The sequence below is a fragment of the Pyxidicoccus sp. M6 genome, from assembly GCF_055568925.1.
This window is the reverse complement of sequence record NZ_CM145714.1, coordinates 5,137,154-5,159,943: the sequence shown is the minus strand read 5'-3', so window position 1 is coordinate 5,159,943 and position 22,790 is coordinate 5,137,154. Positions and strand designations below refer to the sequence as shown.

The 22,790-nt window shown below is 69.0% G+C and carries 17 protein-coding genes and 1 riboswitch; of the genes, 8 read left to right on the top strand and 9 right to left on the bottom strand.

The window, feature by feature from the left end; all coding sequences use genetic code 11:
• Positions 1-85: 85 nt before the first annotated feature.
• On the top strand, positions 86-2,737 hold the full coding sequence (locus ACVTJA_RS20560) for a hybrid sensor histidine kinase/response regulator (RefSeq protein ID WP_465838487.1): 2,652 nt from the start codon (positions 86-88) through the stop codon (positions 2,735-2,737).
• Here ACVTJA_RS20560 and ACVTJA_RS20555 read toward each other — a convergent pair.
• The 4 genes from ACVTJA_RS20555 to ACVTJA_RS20540 form a co-directional block, all read right to left on the bottom strand.
• Positions 2,694-3,047 carry a cytochrome P450 gene (locus tag ACVTJA_RS20555; protein ID WP_465838485.1) on the bottom strand — a complete coding sequence of 118 codons (354 nt, stop codon included), beginning with the start codon at positions 3,045-3,047 and terminating at the stop codon, positions 2,694-2,696. The two genes, ACVTJA_RS20560 and ACVTJA_RS20555, sit on opposite strands and share 44 nt — an antisense overlap.
• A 67-nt stretch (positions 3,048-3,114) precedes the next feature.
• A complete protein-coding gene (locus ACVTJA_RS20550) occupies positions 3,115-3,465 on the bottom strand; it encodes a DUF2019 domain-containing protein (protein ID WP_465838483.1) in 351 nt (116 codons plus the stop codon).
• A complete protein-coding gene (sitA5, locus tag ACVTJA_RS20545; protein ID WP_465838481.1) occupies positions 3,462-4,814 on the bottom strand; it encodes a SitA5 family polymorphic toxin in 1,353 nt (450 codons plus the stop codon). The genes ACVTJA_RS20550 and sitA5 overlap by 4 nt, the downstream gene beginning before the upstream one ends.
• 222 nt (positions 4,815-5,036) lie before the next feature.
• Positions 5,037-5,627, bottom strand: a complete 591-nt coding sequence (locus ACVTJA_RS20540) for a TetR/AcrR family transcriptional regulator (protein WP_465838479.1) — start codon at positions 5,625-5,627, stop codon at positions 5,037-5,039.
• Between the two features lie 138 nt (positions 5,628-5,765).
• On the opposite strand from ACVTJA_RS20540, the gene ACVTJA_RS20535 reads away from it, so the two are divergent.
• From ACVTJA_RS20535 to ACVTJA_RS20525, 3 genes are all read left to right on the top strand, one after another.
• Entirely contained in the window at positions 5,766-6,776 is a 1,011-nt protein-coding gene (locus ACVTJA_RS20535) for a saccharopine dehydrogenase family protein (protein ID WP_465838478.1), read from the top strand.
• A 111-nt stretch (positions 6,777-6,887) separates the two neighbouring features.
• The gene (locus tag ACVTJA_RS20530; RefSeq protein WP_465838476.1) at positions 6,888-7,883 is read left to right on the top strand and encodes an NAD(P)-dependent oxidoreductase; all 996 of its coding nucleotides are present in this window, start codon (positions 6,888-6,890) and stop codon (positions 7,881-7,883) included.
• A gap of 181 nt (positions 7,884-8,064) precedes the next feature.
• Complete coding sequence (locus ACVTJA_RS20525) at positions 8,065-9,270, top strand: esterase/lipase family protein (RefSeq protein ID WP_465838474.1); 1,206 nt, start codon at positions 8,065-8,067, stop codon at positions 9,268-9,270.
• Here ACVTJA_RS20525 and ACVTJA_RS20520 read toward each other — a convergent pair.
• A complete protein-coding gene (locus tag ACVTJA_RS20520; RefSeq protein ID WP_465838472.1) occupies positions 9,213-10,547 on the bottom strand; it encodes a carbohydrate porin in 1,335 nt (444 codons plus the stop codon). The two genes, ACVTJA_RS20525 and ACVTJA_RS20520, sit on opposite strands and share 58 nt — an antisense overlap.
• Before the next feature lie 153 nt (positions 10,548-10,700).
• On the opposite strand from ACVTJA_RS20520, the gene ACVTJA_RS20515 reads away from it, so the two are divergent.
• On the top strand, positions 10,701-11,585 hold the full coding sequence (locus tag ACVTJA_RS20515; protein WP_465838470.1) for a hypothetical protein: 885 nt from the start codon (positions 10,701-10,703) through the stop codon (positions 11,583-11,585).
• 14 nt (positions 11,586-11,599) lie between these two features.
• Here ACVTJA_RS20515 and ACVTJA_RS20510 read toward each other — a convergent pair whose 3' ends face one another.
• Together ACVTJA_RS20510 and ACVTJA_RS20505 are read right to left on the bottom strand one after the other, a co-directional pair.
• A complete protein-coding gene (locus ACVTJA_RS20510) occupies positions 11,600-12,541 on the bottom strand; it encodes a GAF domain-containing sensor histidine kinase (protein ID WP_465840468.1) in 942 nt (313 codons plus the stop codon).
• 33 nt (positions 12,542-12,574) lie between these two features.
• Positions 12,575-12,823: a hypothetical protein gene (locus tag ACVTJA_RS20505; protein WP_465838468.1), complete on the bottom strand. Its 249-nt coding sequence runs from the start codon at positions 12,821-12,823 to the stop codon at positions 12,575-12,577.
• Between the two features lie 160 nt (positions 12,824-12,983).
• Here ACVTJA_RS20505 and dacB point away from each other — a divergent pair, with 160 nt between their 5' ends.
• The 3 genes from dacB (at position 12,984) to ACVTJA_RS20490 (ending at position 19,415) form a co-directional block, all read left to right on the top strand.
• Positions 12,984-14,465, top strand: a complete 1,482-nt coding sequence (dacB, locus tag ACVTJA_RS20500; protein WP_465840466.1) for a D-alanyl-D-alanine carboxypeptidase/D-alanyl-D-alanine endopeptidase — start codon at positions 12,984-12,986, stop codon at positions 14,463-14,465.
• Between the two features lie 175 nt (positions 14,466-14,640).
• Entirely contained in the window at positions 14,641-16,821 is a 2,181-nt protein-coding gene (locus ACVTJA_RS20495) for a prolyl oligopeptidase family serine peptidase (protein WP_465838466.1), read from the top strand.
• A gap of 257 nt (positions 16,822-17,078) precedes the next feature.
• Complete coding sequence (locus tag ACVTJA_RS20490) at positions 17,079-19,415, top strand: immune inhibitor A domain-containing protein (protein ID WP_465838464.1); 2,337 nt, start codon at positions 17,079-17,081, stop codon at positions 19,413-19,415.
• Positions 19,416-19,472: 57 nt separating this feature from the next.
• Here the strand turns inward: ACVTJA_RS20490 and ACVTJA_RS20485 are convergent, their stop codons facing one another.
• Positions 19,473-21,443 (bottom strand): potassium transporter Kup, encoded by a 1,971-nt coding sequence (locus ACVTJA_RS20485; RefSeq protein ID WP_465838462.1) that lies wholly within the window; start codon positions 21,441-21,443, stop codon positions 19,473-19,475.
• A riboswitch (cyclic di-AMP (ydaO/yuaA leader) is annotated at positions 21,443-21,581 on the bottom strand. It overlaps the preceding gene by 1 nt.
• Positions 21,582-21,666: 85 nt before the next feature.
• Positions 21,667-22,776, bottom strand: a complete 1,110-nt coding sequence (locus tag ACVTJA_RS20480) for a winged helix DNA-binding domain-containing protein (protein ID WP_465838460.1) — start codon at positions 22,774-22,776, stop codon at positions 21,667-21,669.
• Between the last annotated feature and the right edge of the window lie 14 nt (positions 22,777-22,790).

The following is a 22,790-nucleotide window of genomic DNA, read 5'->3' as shown; positions in this document are numbered from 1 at the left end:
CTCACTTCAGCCGGGCGCGTCCTCGCTGCGCAGGGCAGGCTGCGTCGCTGGACAGCACAGCCCGCCCTGGCAGAAGACCCTCCGCGTGAAACACCCCTCCTCCCCTCTCGAGACAGCACCCGGTGGCGAGCTGGGCGCCCTGCTCCGCGCCCACGACTGGAGTTGCACGAAGCTCGGTCCCATCGAGGCCTGGCCGCGGAGCCTGAGGACGTACGTCTCCATGATTCTGGAGATGCCAGCCCCCGCCATCATCTTCTGGGGGGACGAGCTGGTGCAGCTCTACAACGGCGGCTACGCCGTCATCATGGGCCCGCGGCACCCGAGGTACTTCGGCGCCACCTACCGCGAGTGCTGGCCCGACACCTACCCCGTCATCCACCCCTGGATGCGCAAGGTCCTGGAGACGGGCGAGGTCATCCAGGTCGAGAAGACCTTCTTCCTCCTCACCCGCCATGGCTTCAACGAGGAGGCCTACTTCACCTTCGACTTCAGCCCGCTCCGCGACGACGAAGGCGCCATCGCCGGCATCCTCCAGCCCGTCTTCGAAGTCACCGAAGTGGTGTTGAGCGAGCGCCGGCTGGAGACACTTCGCGCCGTCGCGCCCCGGGTCGACTCGCCGGGAAGCGCGACGACAGGGGCCATCCAGGCACTGGCCGGCAACGCGAAGGACATCCCCTTCGCGCTCATCTACCACTGGAACAAGGACACCCAGCGGCTGGAGCTCACGGCGAGCACGGGGCTCGAAGGCCTCCAGGAATTCGGCGCCGCGGGCCTCGCGCGCATCACCGAGGCAGCGCGCGGGGCCGTGGAGACGAACGCACCGGTGATGCTCGACTCGGTGGAGGCGCTCCTCGGGGGCCGCCACTTCGGCCCCTGGCCCGAGCCCACCGAGAAGGCGCTCGCCCTGCCCATGCGGCGCACGGGCGCGGATGACCTGCGCGGCGTGGTCGTCCTGGGCATCAGCCCCCGGCTCCGCTTCGACGACACCTACCACCAGTTCTTCGAGGACCTCGCGCGCGAGCTGGCCACCCAGCTCGCCGTGGAGCAGGAGAAGCGCGCCGAGCGGGAGACCTTCGCCCGCGAGCAGGCCGCACGCGCGCAGGCCGAGGCCGAGGTGGCCCGGCGGGCCCAGGCCGAGGCCGCGCTCCGCGCCAGCGAGGAGCGCCTGCGCATGGCGCTCGAGGCCGGGCAGCTCGGCGTCGTCGAGCTGCAATACGCGCACGGAGTCATGGAGTGGGACGAGCGGGCGCTCCAGCTCATCGGTCTGCCCCCAGGCCGGGCGCCCACGGTGGCGGAGGCCGTCTCGCGCATCCTCCCCGAGGACGTGGAAGGGGCGAGGCCCCTCATCGAGCGGGCGCTGCACCCGGGCTCGGGCGCGGCGCGGCTGGAGTGCCGCGTGCAAGGGTGGGACGGCGTCGAGCGGTCCATCCTCGCCATGGTGAAGCCCCACTTCGACGCGCACGGGCAGCCGGACCGCATCGTCGGCACGCTGCAGGACGTGACGGAGCAGCGCCTCGCGGAGGCGGAGCGGGAGCGGCTGCTCGCGCGAGAGCGCTCGGCGCGCGAGGAGGCGGAGGAGGCCAACCAGCTCAAGGACGAGTTCCTCGCCACCGTCTCGCACGAGCTGCGCACGCCGCTGACGGCGGTGCTGGGCTGGGTGCAACTGCTGCGCTCGGGAGCGCTGCCTCTGGAGAAGCGGGAGCGGGCGCTCGCCACGGTGGAGCGCAATGCGCGCGCGCAGGGGCAGCTCATCGAGGACCTGCTCGACGTGAGCCGCGTCATGACGGGCAAGCTGAAGCTGGAGGTGTTGGCCGTCGAGGTGAGCCAGGTCGTCGAGGCGGCGCTCGAATCGCTGCGGCCCGCAGCCGAGGCGAAGGGCATCCGCATCCAGGCCGCGCTGGACTCGGCCGGAAGCGTCATGGGCGACGCGAGCCGGCTACAGCAGGTGGTGTGGAACCTGCTGTCCAACGCGGTGAAGTTCACCCCGAAGGGTGGCCGCGTCCAGGTGCTGGTGGAGCGGCGCGACTCCTCGGTGGAGATTACCGTCGCGGACACGGGCCAGGGCATCTCCCCGCGGTTCCTCCCCCACGTCTTCGAGCGGTTCCGCCAGGCCGACGGCAGCACCACGCGCAAGACGGGTGGGCTCGGGTTGGGGCTGTCCATCGTCCGCAACCTCGTCGAGCTGCACGGAGGCACCGTCTCCGCGTCGAGCGAGGGCGAGGGCAAGGGCGCCACCTTCGTCGTCACCCTCCCCCAGGCCGTGACGATGAGGCGTGAGGTGCTGGTCCCGCCGTCGCTGCGAGGACCGCTGCTGGCACAGGACGTCCCCCGTCCTCCGCAGCTCACGGGGCTCCGGCTGCTCATCGTCGACGACGAGGAGGACACGCGGGAGCTGTTGCGCAGCCTCCTGGAGACGTGTGGCGGCCTCGTCACCACGGCCGGCTCGTCCGAGGAGGCACTCTCCGTGCTGCGGCGCGAGGCCTACGACGTGCTCGTCTCCGACATCGGGATGCCCGAGGAGGACGGCTACCGCTTCATCTCCCGGGTGCGCGCCCTGTCCCCAGAAGAGGGCAGCGACATTCCCGCGGTGGCCCTCACGGCCTTCACCCGCATGGAGGACCGGACGCGCGCGCTGCTCGCCGGGTTCAACACCCACGTGCCCAAGCCGATTGAGCCCGTGGAGCTGCTCGCCGTCATCGCGTCCATGGCGACGCGGAGGGCGCCCACGCGCGCGTGAGCCACGGGCTACCGTGCCCGAAGGCGAGGTTCCGGTGCGGCTTGCGCTGGAGGTCCAGCCGGTCCGGCCGCGGGAAGGCCGTCTCGTCGCGGTTGGCCGAGTCGAGCTGGATGAGGACACCCTCTCCGGCCCGGATGAGCTGACCGCCAATCGTGACGTCCGCCGTGGCCACGCGCTGCCGGGGTGCGTGCGCCACGGTGACGAACCTCCCCGTCCGCACCTGCGCAGAGACGATTCGGCCCACGAGCGTGTCCCCCGGGTCGCGCAGGTTCGCGTCCACCAGTCGATGGGCAGCTCGAATGCCGCGCATCCTGTCAGGTGAGAAGGAGCAACGAATCCCTCCTTCGGGGGAAGACGCCCCCGCGACGTCCTGACTGCTACTCCGGGTCGAGGGCCCAGGTACCCTCCTCCCAGCGCTTCAGAGCCTGTCCCGCTCCAAAGGCGATGAAACCTTCACCCTTCGCCACTTCCTCCAAGATGGCTTTGGCTTCAGCAGTTCGATAGCGGAGCAAGAAAGCGGCAGCCGCCATCCGGACGTCAGCTCGAGGATGCGTAAACAGTGCAGCAAGCGCATCACGGCCCATGTCCCCATGCTTGCGAAGCTCTTTGAAGGCAGCGATATAAAGGTCCCCGTGCTTGTCTTCCGGATCGGCGCCCGGCGTGAAGATGGCGTCCGTCTGTGCTGCGACGTTCTCAGCAAATTGCTTTACGAGGGCTTCCAGCTTCATCTCCAAACGCCCCTCTTTATGTTTTCAATGGCAAGCAGTCCAAAGTCCCGCTGAGCTGCATATGGCTTCGCACTCAGCCACTCTCGTACGGTCAAATCCAAGGAACCGGTGATGTAGTTGACCTTCCGCGAGTAGAATGCACTCACAAGATCATGCAGCGTCTTGTCGAGGGCAACAACGTTTTCTGTATTGTGAATGGCCTCGGGCCCAAACTGACGAACGTTCCCCTCGGTTTGCTCGACGATGTGGTGCCATTCCTTGTTTGGGCCCGCGCTCCCTCGCGCCTTCGTCATGCCCCGGTGTGTCTGCCATTCCTGGTATCCAGAGGAGGCTCTCCCGCCGCCGCGTGTTCCATTCGATGACATGGCTACAGCACCCGGCGCGAGACCGAACGCGAAACCGTCCGCAGCGATGGCAACCGTCTCGACCTGCCCCACCGCAGTGTACACCACGCCGGCTTGCGCTTCGGCCCTCACCGCGGCCTGGGCAGCTCCAGGCAACCCCCGCACCGTCGTCCCCAGCGTGGCCGCCGTGCTTCCGATGGCCGCGGTCGCCAGCATCACGAACGCCCGCGCCGCGTTCCGGCCCATCACCTTCCCGAAGCGCTCCCCCGCATCGCGCAGCTCATCGAACGTCACCGCCCGGTCGCTTTCCGCCATCAACTGCCGGAAGCCCTGAATGAGCCCCCAGAAGGTGTCCACTCCCACGTAGACGATGAGCGACGCCGTGAGCACCGCCGCCACGCCCTTGGTCGCTGGCTCCGGCACCGTCCAGAGGAGTGCGTAGGTGGCGGCCGTCCATAAGGCCGCTTGCATCAACGCCTCCGGGTGGGCCATGTCCTTCACGGCATCCCATAGCTCGTCCATTACCGCGCCCTTCGCCAGAGCCAGGGCAAGGGTGAAACGTGCATCTCCCGTGACGGAGGGACCATCCTTCAGCAGGCCCAGACAGTCCCCTCCGCGCCCGGTCCGGTCACACCAGCGCAGATACGCACGCGTCAGCTCGACTTCGGTCTGGGGTAGCTCAAGGGCCAGGTGCTCACCGGGCCTGAGCGGGGTAATGCGCCCGCTCCCCACGTCGAAGAGATACGAACCGCTCCGAGGGTCCACCCCGAACAGGCGACGGGCCTCCTCCTGGGGACGTTGGGACAGACGAACGGTCCGGGCCAACTGCGCCACAGCCTCCTTCACGTCGTCCTCGTCCAACTCCACCGGCGCGGCGGCTCTTTCCGAGCGAGGAACGTGGACAACGGGCGAGCCCCGGCCCGTGTTCAGGCGCACGACCCTACTGGTGCCACTGCACCCCGGCAGGACCACCAACACAAGGAGGAATAGCCACCGCAGCAACATGCAAAGTCCCCGGCCCTGACTTCCTTGGCACGTCTTTCCATGCCAGAAAATAACGAAAAACAATATATCCCTGTATTAATTGAACCACCCGGTTGATTCAATACAGGCGTCGTGATCTGACCAAGAGCGCCTGACCAAGGCCCAGACCAGACGGATAGAGCTCGGCAGCATCCAGAGAAGAGCCCGGAGATGGAGAACGCTTCTCTGCTCTTGCCCAGGCAGCTACACCTTCTTGGAGAGCCAGCTCACGATGAGCGAAGCCAGCGTCGCGGCGGCAGTGGCTTCATCGAAGCGGCCCCGGAGCATGTCGCGGGAGATCGCCTCCGCCGCGCCGATGATGCCCACGCAGCGCAGGTGGAGCTCATCCTTCTTCAGGTCCGAGTACGGCGCGAGCGCATCGCAGTAGAGCGCCACGTAGCTGTCGAGCAGCTTCGAGTGGACGGCCTCCATCTCCCCGTCGCCGCGCAACGCCGCCGCGATGGCGTGCCACTCCGGCCCCGCCCCCGTGTAGCACTGCATGTACGCGGCGCTCATCACCCGCGCCACGTCCTCCAGCCGCTTCCGCGTGCGCTTCAGCGCGTCCAGCAGCGCCAGGACCTGCTGGGCGTCGATCTGCTCGTACAGCGCAATCAGCAGGCCCGAGCGCGTCTTGAAGTGCTCGTAGGCGATGGGCTTGCTCACCCCCGCCCGCTCGGCCAGGTAGCCGAGCGTCAACGCGTCCGTCCCCTCTTCCCGAACGATGGCATGCGCGATGTCGAGCAGCTGCTCGCGCCGCTGCGCCTTCGTCAGCTTCTTCGCCGGGGTCTCACTCATGGTTCCGGGCGTTTCGTAATGCCCCTTCGCGGTGGCCTCCAAGAAAACATGGCGAACCTACCATTGGTAACTTACTAATCGTAGGGAAGCGCCAATCCACACCCGCCCTGCCCCACCCGGCAGAGGAGCGCATCCGCCATGTCCGCACCCACGCAGAGACCCGTCCTCATCGTTGGAGGCTCCGGAATCGTCGGCTCGCAGGCCGCCAGGACACTTCGCCGGCTCCATCCGACGCTGCCCATCACCATCGGCGGCAGAGACCTCGCCAGGGCCAACGCCGTCGCCAAGAGCATCGGCAACGCCGACGCGGTGCGCGTCGACCTGGAGCGCAGGGACTTGGGCCAGCCCGAGGGCCGGGCCTACAGCGCGGTGGTCATGTTCCTCAAGGACGACACCCTCAACTCCATGCGCTACGCCCAGGCGAAGGGGCTGCCGTACCTGAGCATCTCCACGGGCCTCTTCGAGGTGGGTCCTGAGGTAGGCCTCTACGTGCACCAGCCCGCGAGCGCTCCCATCCTCATGGACAGCAGCTACCTCGCCGGAGCAGTCGTGCTGCCGGCCCTCCACTTCGCGCGTGAATTCAAGACACTCGACTCCATCGACCTCATGGCCGTCCTCGACGAGCAGGACCTGGGCGGCCCGGCGGCGTATGTCGACTTCGATCGGCTGACGAAGGCCGCCCCGAGCGTGCTCGTTCTCCAGAATGGCAAGTGGCGCTGGGTCAACGGGCCGGAGGCGACGCGCACCTTCATCGGCGTGGACGGACGCGAGCTCCAGGGCCAGGCCTACTCACCGCTCGACGTCCTCAGCCTCGCGACGGCGACCGACGCGAAGTCCATCCGCTTCGACCTCGTGGTGGGCGAATCCGAGGCGCGCCGGCGCGGCGAGCCCTTCTCGACGGAAATCGTCATCGAGCTCACCGGGCAGAAGCACGATGGGACGCACGGCCGCGTCCGCTACGACCTCGTCCATCCTGCGGGCCAGGCCCCCGTGACGGCGCTGGGCGTCGCGGTCGCCGTGGAGCGGCTGCTCGGTCTCGCGGGCGGCGCGCCCGTGCCGCCGGGGCTCTACCTGCCCCACGTCCTCCTCGATCCGGAGTACATGCTCCGCCGTCTGGAAGAGTTCGGCACCCGCATCCGTCGCGCGTAGTCCCCGACTGACCTCGGCGACGTCTGTCTTTGCCGCCGCAAGCCCCCACCTCCGTCACCCATCCACCGTAGACACAGCCCTGGTCCCACGGACCAGAGGAGCGCATTCGTCATGTCCTCGAACAGGCAGCATCCCGTCCTCATCATCGGCGGCTCCGGCGTCGTCGGCAGCCGGGCCGCGAAGACGCTTCGCAAGCTTCAACCCGAACTGCCCCTCACCCTGGGCGTGCGGAACCTGGGCAAGGCCCAGGCGCTCGCCAGGGAGCTGGGGAATGCGGAGGCGGTGAGCATCGACTTGGAGCGCCGGGACCTGGGTCTTCCCGAGAGCGCATCCTTCAGCGCGGTGGTCGTGCTGCTGAAGGACGACACCCTCAATTCGATGAGGTACGCCCAGGCGAAGGGCGTGCCCTACGTGTCCTTCTCGGACTTCGTGTTCGACATCGGGCCCGAGGTGGCGCTCCACATCCAGCACCCCACCCGCTCGGCGGTGCTCATGCTGGGCCACTTCCTGGGCGGGACGGTAACGCTGGCGACGCTCCACTTCGCCCGGGAATTCCGCCGCGTGGATGCCATTGAAATCAGCGCGGTGTTCGATGAAGCCGACGTGGGCGGCCCAGCGGCGCAGGGCGACACGGACCGCGTCATGAAGACCCTGCCGAGCCCGCTGCTGCTCGAGGACGGGAAGTTCCTCTGGGCCCAGGGCGACGACACGAGCCGCGACTTCACCGGTGTGGACGGAACGAAGTGGCGCGGCCGGGCCTATCCGCTGCTCGACGTGGTGAGCCTCGCCGCCGCGACCGAGGCGAAGAACATCCGCCTCGACTTCGCCGTGCGCCCCACCGGAAAGCCCCTCTCGCACGAGGTCATCATCGAAATCACCGGCGAGTGGGAGGACGGAACGACGGGACGCGTGCGCCACGAGCTCGTCGACGCGGACGTGCACTCGGGGATGAGCGCGCGGGGCGTGGCGCTCGCGGTGGAGCGGTTGCTCGGCCTCGCGGGCGGACCGCCGGTGGCGCCGGGGCTCTACCACCCTGAAGGGCTGCTCAATCCCGCCTACGTGGTGGAGCGCCTGCAGGAGTTCGGCACCCGGGTTCGCCGGGCCTGAGCCAACGCCAGACAGATTTCCCGAAGCACCGAGTGGGAAATCTGTCTGGCTCCACTCCGACTGGCGACTGGGGACAGGGCTGTCAGGGGCCCTCGGAGCGGTGCCGAAAGCTCAATTCAGCCCAAGTCCCTACCCCGGAGGACGAGGCCGCCCGTCTCCGCCCCCAAGCAAGATTCGCCGCATGGCCACGAGGCACCGCGTCTATCTCATCCCCGGCTTCTTCGGCTTCACCCAGGTGGGTGACCAGGAGCAGGAGCGAATCGCCTATTTCCAGCACGTCCCCTCGCTGCTCCAACAGCGCCTCAGGGCCCGCAACCTCGACGCGGAGGTCATCAGCGTGCGCTCCTCGCCCACCTCGGGGCTCGTGGCGCGTGCGCGCACCGTGCTCCAGGAGATGGCGAAGACGGAGACGGAGGACGGCGCGGTGCTCCACCTCGTCGGGCACTCCACGGGGGGACTGGACGCGAGGTGCGTCGTCTCGCCGCGCATGGCGGCGGAGGCTCCGGCCTTCGTGAAGCGCGTGCGCACGGTGGTGACGATTTCCACTCCGCATCACGGCACGCCCATGGCGACCGTCTTCACTCAGGGCGACGTGGGCAAGGCGCTGCTCCGCTACCTGTGGCTCTTCACGTACCTGGCGCTGCACCGCAAGGCCATGCCGCTCAGGACCGCCGTGCTCCAGGTGCTGTACAAGCTCACCCGGCTGGGTGACTCGATGGGCATCCCTCCCAACCTCTTCACGGAGGTCGCCAGGCTGCTCGCGGTGCTCTCCGAGAACGAGCGCGAGGCGCTCAATGACTTCTTCGGCAAGATTGGAGAGAACCAGGAGCTCATCCGAGACCTCACGCCAACCGGGGTGGAGGCCTTCAACCGGGACACGCCGGACCGGGAGGGCGTGCGCTACGGCTCCATCGTCACGGGAGCACCTCCACCCAGCCTGCTCCGCCGACTGTCCCTGCGCCTGCTGCTTCCCCCGGACTCGTTCATCTACGGCATCTTCACGTCCCTGTATGCGCTGAGCGCGCCCCTCTCCCCGACGCTGAAGGTTCCCGAGCGCACGGCCGCACAGAACCAGTTGCTCCAGGAGGCGCTCGGCAAGACGTTCGAGGCCTGGAGCGACGGCATCGTCCCGAGCCGCTCGCAAATCTGGGGACAGCTCTTCCACGCCGTGGCGGCCGACCACCTGGACGTCATGGGCCACTTCGACCAGCCCGAGCAGTACATCAGCTGGCTCAAGTCCGGCTCGAAATTCCAGGAGCCGCAGTTCCACGCGCTGTGGGAGCGGGTGCTCGACTTCACGGTGGGCGGTTACCCGCGTGACGCGAGCGACTACCACCACGCCTCCAGCTGGGAGCCCACCGTCCAGCCCCACGTGCCATTCCCATAAGGAGCCCCATCCGGAGCAGTGCCGATGAGCCCGCGGAACGCGCTGCTCCACCACGCGCCCGTCGCGAACAGCCGGAGCACGGGACGCGTGAAATAGCCCCGTCCCCGGGAGAGCTGGAGCAGCGCGGTCGCCTTGGTGAGCCCTCCGCGTCTGTCCAACGGCCCGTTGTCCACGTGGTCGTACCCGAGCTCCAGCCCCACGTGCACGTACTCGGTCAGGTAGTACAGCGGCCGCGCACCCGTGCTGAACCAGCGCACCGTGTCGTCCCCGCCGCGCCCCCGGTCCTCCCAGCGCAACACCAGCGCCCACTGGAGCGACCACCGCCAGAACGGCTCCAGCAAGAGACTGTCATTGATTTCCCAGACACGGGCGCGCACCAGGTCATAGCCCAGGTCTTCCCGGATGGGACGAGCATTGACCTGGCTCTGGGGCCACGCGGCGCCGTGCTGATGGAACACGGCCACCGTGTTCTTGACCTTGTCCAGGCCGAAGACCTTGTCCTGGTCATGCCAGAACCCGAAGCCGAAGCCATTCCGCGCTGGAAACGCTGGAGAGTCATTCGCGTGCCGGAGCGCGTAGTGCGCCCAGAGCGTGAGTACTCCGCCCGGGTTGGTGCGGAGCCCGGCGAGGCGCACGTCGAACGTGGTGCTGTTGAGGACTCCGCCCTCCGGAGCGTCCCGGTCCTCCAATCGGAAGACGGCGGCCCGTAGCAAGAGGCCCCCCGGCAGGAGCCAGTCCGTGCCAAGGCCGGCGTGCGCTCCCTGGCCGGGGTTGAGCCAGAAATAATCAATCAGGTGGGTGTCCTTGCGGTCGTAGTAGCGCCGCCCGAGCCACACCCGGACACCGGGCCAGAAGTCGGCGAACGTGAGGTAGGCCTGGATGACCTCGTCCAGGCCCAGCTCGTTGCTCTTCCCCATGGGCGCATAGTCGCCCGCCGTGAAGTAGCCCTGGATGGATGGCGCGTCCGGCTCCTGACCGTCACCGAGCAGGTAGCGCCCGTCCACGCTCAGCTCGAAGTAGGTCTCCGGCTCATTGCCGAGCCGGTACTTCGCACGGGCTCCGGGCACACCGAACGCAGCCTGCGTTGCACCACCACGGCTGGTGCCGATACCCGCGCGGATGTAGCCATCGAAGCGGAGCTCGAACCGGCCCCACTCGAGAGCAGGCTCGTCCGCGTGGGCCCGGCCCGCCAGCAGGAGCACGAGCGCGGCGAGCCCGACGCGCGCGGACGTACCGAGGGCCGCGGTGCCCCCGACGCCAGCCTGGTTCGCGCTCATGACCTCGCCCCCGCCATCAGGACGAGGATGCGCTGGCGGACCGCCTCGCGGCGCGAGGTCCCGGTGCGTCATGCAGGCATTCGCTCACTCGGAGACACACGGCCGCCGAGCCGAGGGTTGCTTCCACCCCGCCGCCGCGCACAACCTTCCGGCATGCCCGCCGCCGCGCTCCGCTTCGACATGGACGCTCCCGACCTCGAGGGTGCGTCGCGATACTTCGAGCGTCGCGCCGTGCAGTTGCTCATGGACGGGTACACCTGGACCGGCGCAATCACGCCCGTCGCGGACCCGCGAGGCACGGCCTGGGGCGCGTGCACGACCTTCGACGACGCCGAAGGGACACGGCGCCAGTCCGTCTACGTGCTGGCGCCCCATCGGGGCCAGGGGCACCTCTCGCGCTACCTCACGGAGACCGACCTCCCCTTCGTCACCGCGCCGGACTGCGACCTGGAGGCGTACTTCACGAAGCGCGGCGTGCCCCATGTCGTGGCGGCGCGCTTCACCACCACGCGGGAGTACCGCGCCATCGAGCGGTACTACGGCGACCGCCGCGCCGTCCGCAGCGGCGTCGACTACATGAGCCACATCGACGAAGGCCTCGCGGTGCTGAGACACTTCAACGCCAGTGACGCCGCGAGGCGCGCGTGGTGCCTCCACCCGCTCGTGCAGGGGGATGAGGCTCTCGCCGAGTGTTTTCCCCGCCTGCACGAAGTCTCCGAGTCACCCCAGGTGCTCGCGCTGGCCATGGAGTACCGGAACATCGCCAATGCGTACCTGTCACATCGCGACGTGAAGTCCGTGGATGAGATTGCGCTCGGGCCGCTTCCGGACGTGGCCGCCATGCTGCGCGCGGACAAGGTGCAGAACTACAAGGACTTCCTGCTGCACCACCGGAAGACGCACCCGAGGCGCGAGGCGTTGGACCGGTACTTCCGCCTCTGGCTCGAGCGCCTGGGCATCTCCCGAGAGGACTTCGCCCTCCTCTTCGAGCGGCTCCAGGTGCGGCCCGCGAAGGTCCGCCTCGACAGCGAGCCCTGACACCTGGAGGGTCCCTACTCCCGGTGACGCGGCAGCCGGATGCGGAACGTGGTGCCCTCCCCCTCGGTGGACACCACCTCCACGCTGCCGCCGTGGGCGCGGACAATCTGGTCCACGATGTACAGGCCCAGGCCGATGCTGCGGCGCTCGCCGCCGTCCGCCGTGCCGCGAGTCATCGGCTCGAAGAGATTGGGCAGCACCTGCGCGGGAATGGGTGGGCCCTCGTTGCAGACGGAGAGGATGACTTCGTCGACATGCCCTACCGTCTTCACCAGGATGGGCGCCCCGGGCGGGCTGTACTGCAAGGCATTGGTGAGCAGGTTGGTGAGGACCTGCGCGATGCGGTCCGGGTCCCACGAGCCCAGTGCGTCACCCTCTGTCTTCACGTCGAGCTGACGCCCGGGCGTGGCCAGCGACACCTCGTCCACCACCTGCTGCATGAGCGCATGGAGGTCCACCGTTCGGCGCTTCACCGGAAGCGGCTGGCCCATGCGGGCCTGGGTGAAGTCGAGCAGGTCCCGGATGAGCCGGTTGGCCCGGTCCGCGGAATCGAGGATGCGACTCAGGCCCCGGCGGGCCAGGTCATCCAGGTCCGTGCGGCGCATCATCGTGGCGGCCGACAGGGTGATGGCGTTGAGCGGATTGCGCAGGTCATGGCTGACGATGCCGAGGAGCTGCTCGCGAAGCTGCGCGGCCTCGCGCGCGCCCATGAGCTGCTCATCGCGCCGCCCCAGCTCGTCCTGCTGCTCGAGCTGATGGCCGACCAGGTCGCCGAGGTGCCGGAAGACCTCCAGCTTGTCCTCGGACAGGTCGGCCGGATGCGGGTCCAGCGCGCACAGCACGCCGAAGAAGGCGCCGTCCTTCCGGTGCAGGGGCACGGCGATGTAGCTCCCGACGCCGTAGAGCTTCGGCGCCGGATGGCTGGCGAAGCGCGGGTCCGTGCTCGCATTCCGGATGAGGAGCGGCGCGACCGCGCCGCGGACGACACTTCAAAATGTCGTGGCGACTTCCACCGTGTCCCCGGCGTGCAGTCCGAAGTTCGCCTCGTCCAGCACCGCGCAGCAGGTCCAGGAATCCGCAGTGACGCGCGCCACCACGCCAATCCGCAGTCCCGTGGTCTCCAGCAACAACCGAAGCACCGTCTTCACGGCATCGATGCGGCCAATCGCCGCGACGTCCGCCTCGGCGGCTGCATCCAGGGCATCACTCGAAAAGGGAGGCTTTCGCATATCGGACATGGTGCTCCGACTCTAACGACGGCCATTACCGCGCCACCTCGCCCTCCGGGACATGCGTGCTGGTGGGTCGCATACCGAACGGCCGGCCCTGGGTGTCTTCGCGCCCCAGGCGCGGGTCCGCATGACACCGTGAAGTCCCGGCGATACGGTGGCCGCCGTGATTCGCCGCGTCCTCCTCGTCCCGCTGCTGCTGGCCTCCCTCTCGCTCGCCGGTTGCTTCCGCGCGAAGCGTCCGGAGGGCCACACCTTCCCCTCCCTCGCGGAGTCCCTCTTCAACACGATTGAAGACGAGGGCGCGCTGGCAAGCGCCTACGTGGTGGATGCGCAGACGGGCGAGCCGCTCTTTCACCACCGCGAGCACATGCGCCTGTTGCCCGCGTCCACGATGAAGGTGGTCTCCACCGCGTCGGTGCTATCCGCGCTGGGGCCGGACTTCCGCTACCAGACGCCGGTGTCCCTGGAAGGCACGCAGGTGGATGGCCTCTTCCTGGGGGACGTGGTGGTGGAGGCATCGGGTGACCCGTCGCTGGGCTCGTGGCGCTTCCCGGAGACGGCGCTCGCGTGCGACCAGGTGGCGGACGCCGTGCAGGCGCGTGGCATCCAGCAGTGGCGCGGACAGGTGCGCGTGCGAGGCACCGACGACTCGGACCTTCCCTTCGGCCCCGGCTGGGCGTGGGACGACGCCGCGTACGCATACAGCGCCGCGCCCACCGCCTTCGTCTTCCGGGAGAACGTGGTGGACCTGTCGCTGTCCCGCGCGGACGGCGCGGACTGCGCGCAGCCGCCCTCCGTGCAGCTCACGCCCGCCTTCGCGTCCCTGCCCGCCGTGGTCAGCGTGGACATGAACGCCGAGCGCGCCAACCTCTCCTGCGTGCGCCAGCGCGGCGGCCCGGGCGTGCGCTGCGTGTGGCGCTCGCCCGCCAACCAGTGCCCGCGCACCGCCACCGTGAAGCTCTCCGTGGACGAGCCGCAGGTCCTCTTCTCGGCGTGCGTGGAGGAGGCCCTCCTGAAGCGCGGCGTGCGGCGGTTGCCGATGACGCTGGAGGCCCCCGGCCCACTGCGCCCGGCCACGCCGGAGCCGCTCGTCACGCTCGTCAGCCCTCCGCTGGCGGAGCTGGTGAAGGCCACCAACAAGGAGTCCCTCAACCTCTACGCGGAGCGGCTGGGCCTGCGCTTCACCCGCGAGCGCACCGGCGCGGAGTCGTACCCGGCGCTGCGCTCCGCCATGGCCACGGAGCTGACCCGCCGCGGCATCCCCGCGAGGGACTTGCGCCCCGTCGATGGCAGCGGCCTGTCCCGCTACAACATGGCCACCGCGCGAGGCATGGTGCGCGTCCTCTTCACCAGCCTGCGCGAGCCCTATGGCAACGCGCTGCTGGACAGCCTGCCCGTGGCCGGCCAGGACGGCACGCTCGCCACCCGCCCCGTCACGCCGAGCACCGCCGGCCGCATCCGCGCGAAGACGGGCACGCTGTCCGGACAGCGCTGCTTCGTGGGCGTGGTGGACCGGCCCGGCGACAGCCAGCACCCACGCGTCGTCTTCGCGCTGATGCTGGGCAACATGGATGAGGGCACCGCCCTGCCCTCCAGCGAGGCGTTCGACCGCTTCGCGGCGGCGCTCGTGGAGCTGCCCCTGCGCTGAAGTCCTCCGTACACCGGGCGTGGGCGGGGTTGACGCGCCGCACACAAGCCGCCTGGACGCTCGGGCCACGCCCGAACATCCGGGCGGCGGCAGCATTCCCATGACGGGGAAGCGGCGCCACGGGGCGGAGGACGTGGCAGGCTGCGGCGCGACTTCCCCACCCACGAGGTGAACCGTGAAGCTGAAGAGCGCATTGACGGCGGCGGCGCTGATGCTGCCGCTGGCCGCCACCGCCGCGCCCAAGGGCGCCGCGAAGCCCCCCGCGACGCAGAAACAGGAGAAGGTCGACACCTACCACGGCACGGAGGTGAAGGACTTCTACCAGTGGCTGGAGGCCTCCAACGACCCGAAGGTGAAGGAGTGGACCGACGGGCAGAACGCCTACACGCGCGGCCTGCTGGACAAGCTCCCCGGCCGCGAGGGCCTGCGCCAGCGCATCTCCGAGCTGCTGTCCTGGAAGTCGCCCGCCTATGGCGCGCTGCAGGAGGCCGGCGGCACCCTCTTCGCCGTGAAGAACCAGCCGCCCAAGCAGCAGTCCTTCCTGGTGGTGCTGGGCTCGGTGGATGACACGTCCAAGGAGCGCGTGCTCGTGGACCCCATGGTGGTGGACCCGTCCGGCCACACCACCATCGACTGGTACGTCCCCACGCTCGACGGCAAGAAGGTGGCCGTCTCCATGTCCAAGGGCGGCACGGAGAGCGGTGACGTCACCGTCTACGACGTGGCCACCGGCAAGGCGCTGCCCAACGAAATGGTGCCACACGTGAATGGCGGCACCGCGGGCGGCAGCCTCGCGTGGAACGCGGACGGCACGGGCTACTTCTACACGCGCTACCCGCGCGGCGACGAGCGCCCCGCCGCGGACCGTGACTTCTTCCAGCAGGTGTACTTCCACCAGCTCGGCACGCCGACGGAGAAGGACACCTACGCGCTGGGCAAGGACTTCCCGCGCATCGCCATGTCGGAGCTGGATACGTCCGAGGACGGCAAGCACACCGTCGCGGTGGTCGCCAACGGCGACGGCGGCGAGTACATGGTCTACCTGCGCGGCCCGTCCGGGCAGTGGACGCAGGTGTCGAAGTTCGAGGACCGCGTCATCCGGGCGACGTTCGGCAAGGACGGCGCGCTGTACCTCGTGAGCCGCAAGGACGCGCCGCGCGGCAAGGTGCTGCGGCTGCCGCTGGCCACGCCCACGCTGGACAAGGCCACGGTGCTGGTGCCCGAGGGCGAGGCCAGCATCCAGGGCATCTTCCCGGCGAAGACGCGGCTGTACATCAACGAGCAGCTCGGCGGCCCGTCGCAGTTGCGCATGGTGGACCTGAAGGGCCAGTCGCTGGGCCTGGTGCCCACGCTGCCGGTGTCGTCGGTGGGCGGGCTGGTGGCCGCGGGCAATGGGGATGACGTGCTGCTCGTCAACACCAGCTTCGTGCAGCCCATGGCCTGGTACCGGTACTCGGCCCAGGACAACACGGTGACGAAGACGGCGCTGGCGCGCACGTCGCCCCTGGATTTGAGCGACGTGGAGGTGGTGCGCGCCGAGGCCACGTCCAAGGACGGCACCAAGGTGCCGCTCACCATCCTGAAGAAGAAGGGCACGAAGCTGGACGGCAAGAATCCGGCGCTGCTCACGGGCTACGGCGGCTTCAACGTCTCCATCAGCCCGGGCTTCAGCCCGCTGACGGGCCTGTGGTTGGAGCAGGGCGGCGTGTATGCGATTGCGAACCTGCGCGGCGGCTCGGAGTTCGGCGAGAAGTGGCATGCCGAGGGCTCGCTGACGAAGAAGCAGAACGTCTTCGACGACTTCTACGCGTGCGCCAAGCTGCTGGTGGACCAGAAGTACACGCAGCCGAAGAAGCTGGCCATCCAGGGCGGCAGCAACGGCGGCCTGCTGATGGGCGCGGCCGTCACGCAGCACCCGGAGATGTACGGCGCCGTCGTGGCCCAGGTGGGCATCTACGACATGCTGCGGGTGGAGCTGACGCCCAACGGCCAGTTCAACATCACCGAGTACGGCACGGTGAAGGACCCGGAGCAGTTCAAGGCGCTGCGCGCGTACTCGCCGCTGCACAACGTGAAGGACGGGACGAAGTACCCGACGGTGCTCTTCACCACCGGCGCCAATGACCCGCGCGTGGACCCGTTCCACTCGCGGAAGATGGTGGCGCGCATGCAGGAGGCCAACGCCGCGAAGACGCCCATCCTCCTGCGCGCCAACGCGGAGACGGGCCACGGCTCCGGCACCCCGCTCAACGCCCGCATCGAGGAGGTCGTGGACGTCTACTCCTTCGTCTTCAACGCGCTGGGCATCAAGTACCAGCCGCCCGCGAAGAAGGTGTCCGCCCCCGCGCCGCAGTAACGCGCCCGAGACGTGACGCAGGGCCCGAAGGCCCGCTGTGGACACGGTGCACACCGGGTTCGCGGCGGGCCTTTTATTTGAACGGGCCAGTGGCCACGAAGTCGCGCCCGCGTTCAATTTCATTGCGCCGCGAGGTGCACTCCAGAACCCAGTACAACCGGGTTGCATCAATACAGGGGACACCGGGTATGGTGCTGCCTCGACGGAAGCCGTGAGCGTGCAGGGCCGGCCGGCACCGTCAGGTGAGCACCCCGACCATGAAGTCTGGAACGCAGTGGCTGAAGTGGGGCCTCGTGGCCCTCACGGTGTCGCCCGCCGCCTGGGCGAAGAACCCGTACAAGGAAGTGGAGACGATTACCCCCGGCGGCGTGATGTCCCTCATACGACGGGGCGAGTCGGACGACGTGCCCCACGCGCAGGGCGAGCGGCAGCGGAAGCTCCGGGCGCAGGCCCTCAAGGACAAGGTGGAGGGCCGCGCGCAGGGCCGCGTCCACGAGGTGACGAGGGGCCGCTACGTGGAGCTGGAATTGGAGCGCACGGACCACATCTTCGTGGTCCTCGTCGAGTACGGCGACCAGGTCCACCCCGTCTACGGCAACCCGGAGACCAACCCCGGCGGTGACGTGCCGGGTCCGCTCCACAACCAGCTGGTGGAGCCGGACCGCACTGTCGACAACTCCAGCATCTGGCAGGCGGACTACAACCGCGCGCACTACGAGCAGCTCTACTTCGGTCAGGGCCCGAGCGTGGACTCGGTGGCCACCTACTACTGGACGCAGTCCTCCGGCCGGTACACGGTGGACGGCGTGGTGCACGACTGGGTGCGCGTCCCGTACAACAGCGCGCGCTACGGCCACGACCTGTGCGGCCGCCGCATCTGCACGACCACGGGCGCCTGGCCGCTCGTCGCCGATGCCATCAACGCGTGGACGGAGAGCCAGCTCGCCGCCGGGAAGACGCCGGAGCAAATCAAGGCGTACCTGGACACCTTCGACACGTGGGACCGGTACGACTACGACCACGACGGCAACTTCGACGAGCCGGACGGCTACATCGACCACTTCCAAATCGTCCACGCCGGCGAGGGCGAGGAGACGGGCGGCGGCGCGCAGGGACAGAACGCCATGTGGAGCCATCGCTCGTTCGCGTACTCCAGCGGCGGCGGCAACGGCGGCAACGGACCCACGTACAACCCCAACGGCGGCACCCGCTTCGGCGCGGTGGACAAGTGGGTGGGCGACTACACGATGCAGCCGGAGAACGGGGGCCTGGGCGTCTTCGCGCACGAGTTCGGCCATGACCTCGGGCTGCCGGACCACTACGACACCAACTCGGGCTGGGGGAACGACTCGGCCTTCTGGACCATCATGGGCCACGGCTCGTACCTCGGGGACGGGACGGTGGACACCGGCACGCGCCCGGGTGACCTGTGGGCGTGGGACAAGCTGCAGCTCGGCTGGCTGAACTACGACGAGGCGAAGGCCGGCAAGCGCTCCAGCCACAAGCTGGGCCCCGCGGAGTTCAACACGAAGGAAGCGCAGGCGCTGCTCGTCACCCTGCCCCCGCAGGTGGTGGACCACCCAACGGTGCAGCCCTTCGCGGGCAGCCACGCCTGGTACAGCGGCGACGGTGACGACCTGGACCGCTCCATGGTGCGCACGGTGCGCCTGCCTCGGGCCCGCGGCATCTCGCTGCAGTTCCAGACGTGGTTCGACATCGAGCAGGACTGGGACTACGCCTACGTCTCCGTCTCCACGGACGGCACGCGCTTCGACAACCTCCCGAGCACCATCACCACCACGACGGACCCCAACGGGCAGAACTTCGGCAACGGCATCACCGGCGCGTCCGGCGGCTGGGTGCCCGTCACGTTCGATTTGACGCCGTACGCGGGCCGCACCATCCAGCTCCGCTTCCGCTACTGGACGGACGGCGCCGAGGTGCGCCCCGGCTTCCAGGTGGATGCGCTGAGCATCACCGCGGACGGGCGCACGGTGTTCTCCGATGGCGCGGAGAAGATGCCCAACGGATGGGAGATCTCCGGCTTCCAGCAGCACGACGGGCAGCACATCTTCTTCGACCACTACTACCTGGCCGAGTACCGGCAGTACCGCCTCTTTGACGAGGGCCTGCAGACGGGCCCCTACCACTTCCCGTACGGCGACATGGAGCTCTACGACTACGTCGAGCACTACCCCTACGAGCCGGGCCTGCTCATCACGTACTGGAACACCCGCATCAACGACAACCAGGTCAGCCTGCATCCGGGCGAGGGCCGCATCCTCCCGGTGGACGCACGCCCGGAGGCAACGCTGGACGGCACCGGCTGGTACTGGGACACCTTCATCCAGGTGCGCGACGCGACGTTCGGCCTGAGCCCCACGCAGGCCCTGTCGCTCAAGACGCCGTGGGGCCCACGCGTGGACGTGCCGTCGCTGACGGCCGAGCCCGTCTTCAACGACTTGAAGCCCTACTGGTTCGAGGAGACGTACTGGCAGGGCGTGAAGGTGCCGCCCACGGGCACCACCATCGAGGTCGTCAAGGAGAAGGAAGACGGCCGCTACATGCGCGTGAAGGTCCGCCCGGCGAGCTGATGCCGTGAGGCCGTGCGAGGTGGCGGGCCGTACCTGCCGCCACCTCGCCGCGCGTGGCTACAGCTCCACCTGCGCGCCCAGCTCCACCACGCGGTTGGGCGGAATCCGGAAGAACGCCGTCGCCGAGCGGGCGTTGCGGCTCATCCAGAGGAAGACCGCCTCGCGCCAGCGCGCCATGCCCGGGTGCTTGCCGATGATGATGGTCTCGCGCCCGAGGAAGAAGCTGGTGCTCATGACGTTGAAGGGCAGGCCCGCATCGCGGCAGCGCTTGAGGATGTCCGGAATGGACGGGTCATCCATGAAGCCGTAGCGCGCGGTGATGCGGCGTATGCCCAGGGGCAGGCTCTCCACCGTCACCCGCTCCGAGGACGGAACGTGCGGGACGTCCTCGGTGGCGATGGTGAGCAGCAGGGTCTGCTCGTGCAGCACCTTGTTGTGCTTCAGGTTGTGGAGCATCGCGGGGGGAGCGACCTCCGGGTTGCCCGTCATGAAGATGGCCGTGCCCGGCACGCGGTGCGGCGCGTTGTCCCCGAAGCTCTCCAGCAAGTCCCGCAGGCCGAGCGAGCCCGCGCGCAGCTTCTGTCCCAGCAGCTCGCGCCCGCGCTTCCACGTGGTCATCAGCGAGAAGAGGATGACGCCCAACGTCAGCGGCAGCCAGCCGCCATGGGCCACCTTGATGAAGTTGGCGCCGAAGAAGGCCAGGTCCACCGCCAGGAAGGCCGCGCCCAGCGGCACCGCGATGGCGCGCCGCACGCCCCACCGCTCGCGCGCGACGACATAGGCCAGGCAGGTGGTGATGCCCATGGTGGCCGTCACGGCGATGCCGTACGCGGCGGTGAGGGCGCCGGAGGAGCGGAAGCCCAGCACCACCGCCACCACGCCCAGCAGCAGGGCGATGTTGACGCCCGGCAGGTAGATCTGCCCCTGCTCCTCGGCGGAGGTGTGCACCACCTCGAGGCGCGGCCAGTAGCCGAGCTGGATGGCCTGCCGCGTGAGACTGAAGACTCCGGAGATGAGCGCCTGCGACGCGATGACGGTGGCCGCCGTGGCCAGCGCCACCAGCGGATACAGGGCCCAGTCGGGGGCGAGGTGGAAGAAGGGGTTGGTGGCGGCGGACGGCTCTCTCAGGAGCAGCGCGCCCTGCCCGAAGTAGTTGAGCAACAGCGCCGGCAGCACCACGGCGAACCACGCCAGGCGGATGGGCCGGTAGCCGAAGTGGCCCATGTCCGCGTAGAGCGCCTCGCCGCCGGTGACGACGAGGAACACCGCGCCCAGCACCAGGAAGCCGTGCCACCCGTTCTGTATGAAGAAGCGCACCGCGTGCGTGGGCACCACGGCCTGGAGCACGGAGAGGTTGCGCAGCAGCTCGTGCACGCCCAGCACCGCGATGACGGTGAACCACACCACCATCAGCGGACCGAACACACGGCCGATGCCGCCCGTGCCCTTGCTCTGCACGAGGAAGAGCGCGAGCAGGATGACCAGGGCAATGGGCAGCACGTACGGATTGAACAGCGGCGTGGCCACCGAGAGCCCCTCCACCGCGGAGAGCACCGACACGGCCGGGGTGATGATGCCGTCACCGTAGAGCAGCGCGGCGCCGAAGAGGCCGAGCGTCAGCAGCACGTAGCGCCGGGCTCCGCTGCCCTCGTGGCCTCCGCGCTGCACCACCAGCGCCAGCAGCGCGAGGATGCCGCCCTCGCCGCGGTTGTCGGCGCGCATGACGAAGCCGAGGTACTTCACGGAGATGACGATGATGAGGCTCCAGAAGACCAGGCTGAGCACGCCGAGGACGTTCTCCGGCGTCGGAGCGATGCCGTGCTCACCGCTGAAGCAGTCGCGCAGCGCGTACAGCGGGCTGGTGCCGATGTCGCCGTAGACGATGCCAAGCGCGCCGAGAGCGAGCGGCGCCAGCCGGGCGCCTGTTCCGTGCGCACGGATGCCAGGGGACGACGGAGGGGAAACGGGAGTGGCCGAGCCCGCGGACGTTGGCGAGCCCGGCCCGTGACTGCTGGGGTCGGAAGACATCGTGTTCTCCTCGACGCCTGCGGGGTTAGCTGACGGACTCGGGCTGGGAACATGCCCTTCGCTCGGTGCCGAGCGATTCGCCCCAACGAACCTGGGTCCCCCGCTCCCGCTGACGGCGGGACTCGGCGTTTCGCGGCATGACTAGCCCCGCTCCCCGCGGACTGCAATGGGGTGGTGGAAAAGGTGAACAATCCCAGGTACATGCCGCACGCCTTGCGGCCGTTCAGGCGAAGCGGACCTCGAACGCCCGGGCCTCGGGTTCGATGAAGCGGAGCAGCCCCTCCCCCTCCCCGGCCAGCGCGTCGCGCGTCTTCTTCGTCAGCGGCTCGAAGGGCTCGACGACGAGGGCCGCGGCGGCCTTCTTCCGCTCCACCTTCCATGTGCCCGTGACGAAGCCATCCACGAGGAACGTGGCGGGAATGCGCAGGTTCTTCGTGATGAGCCGCGGCCGGTGCACATCCGCCACCAGGCGTGCGCGGTCGTCATGGCCGAGCACGAGGCTGTCGAAGTCGGGAAGGAAGCGCGGAGGCGCGGGCGTGTCCTCCGGCGGGCGTGGGGCCTTGGGCAGGTCGAACAGCTCGCGGCCCTTCTCGTCGCGGAAGGTGCGCAGCTTCGGCTTCAGCGACGCGAAGACGTCCTTCAGGCCCTTGAGGCCCGTCCATGCCTGCACGTCCGCCACGGAGGCGGGGCCGAAGGCGGCGAGGTAGCGCAGCACCAGCGTGTCCAGCGCCGGAGCGGTGCCCAGCGGCTCGCCCAGCCAGGACTCCGCGAGCGCAAAGTCCGTGGCGGGTGGGAAGCCCCACTCCGCATCCGTGGGGACCTGGACCAACGGCAGGTACATCCGCACGAGGAAGCCCATGGCCCGCTCGTCGGCCTTCGGATTGTGCTCCAGCAGGTGGTCGCGCACCTCCTCGAAGGTGCGCGGCTCATCCTCCAGGTACTCGCGCGCGGCGGCCACGAGGGGCTCGATGTCCAGCCCCTTCGCGCGCTCGCGCAGCACCGTGTGCACGGAGCCCTCCAGCAAGGGGCTGAAGGCGGAGCGCAGCGTCAGGTAGTCCTTCGCACTGGTGAGGTGCAGCGTGCCCCGCATGAGCGTGGCGCGGACGACCTCGCGCTTCTGGAGGAGCCGCGTGAGGTCCTCGCGCCGGAAGCCCTCGACGCGGGACCAGAGCCCGACGAAGGGCGGCTTCGCCTGCTGGGCCTGGAGCGCCACCAGCCGCTCCACCGCGCGCAGCACGGGGACTTTCTCCCGCTCCAGCAGCAACTGGCGTGCGAGCGTGGCGCGGTTGAGCTCCCGGGTTGAAAGCGTTTCAGCGGCGGTCTCGGCGGGCATGGAGCCGCGTGTGT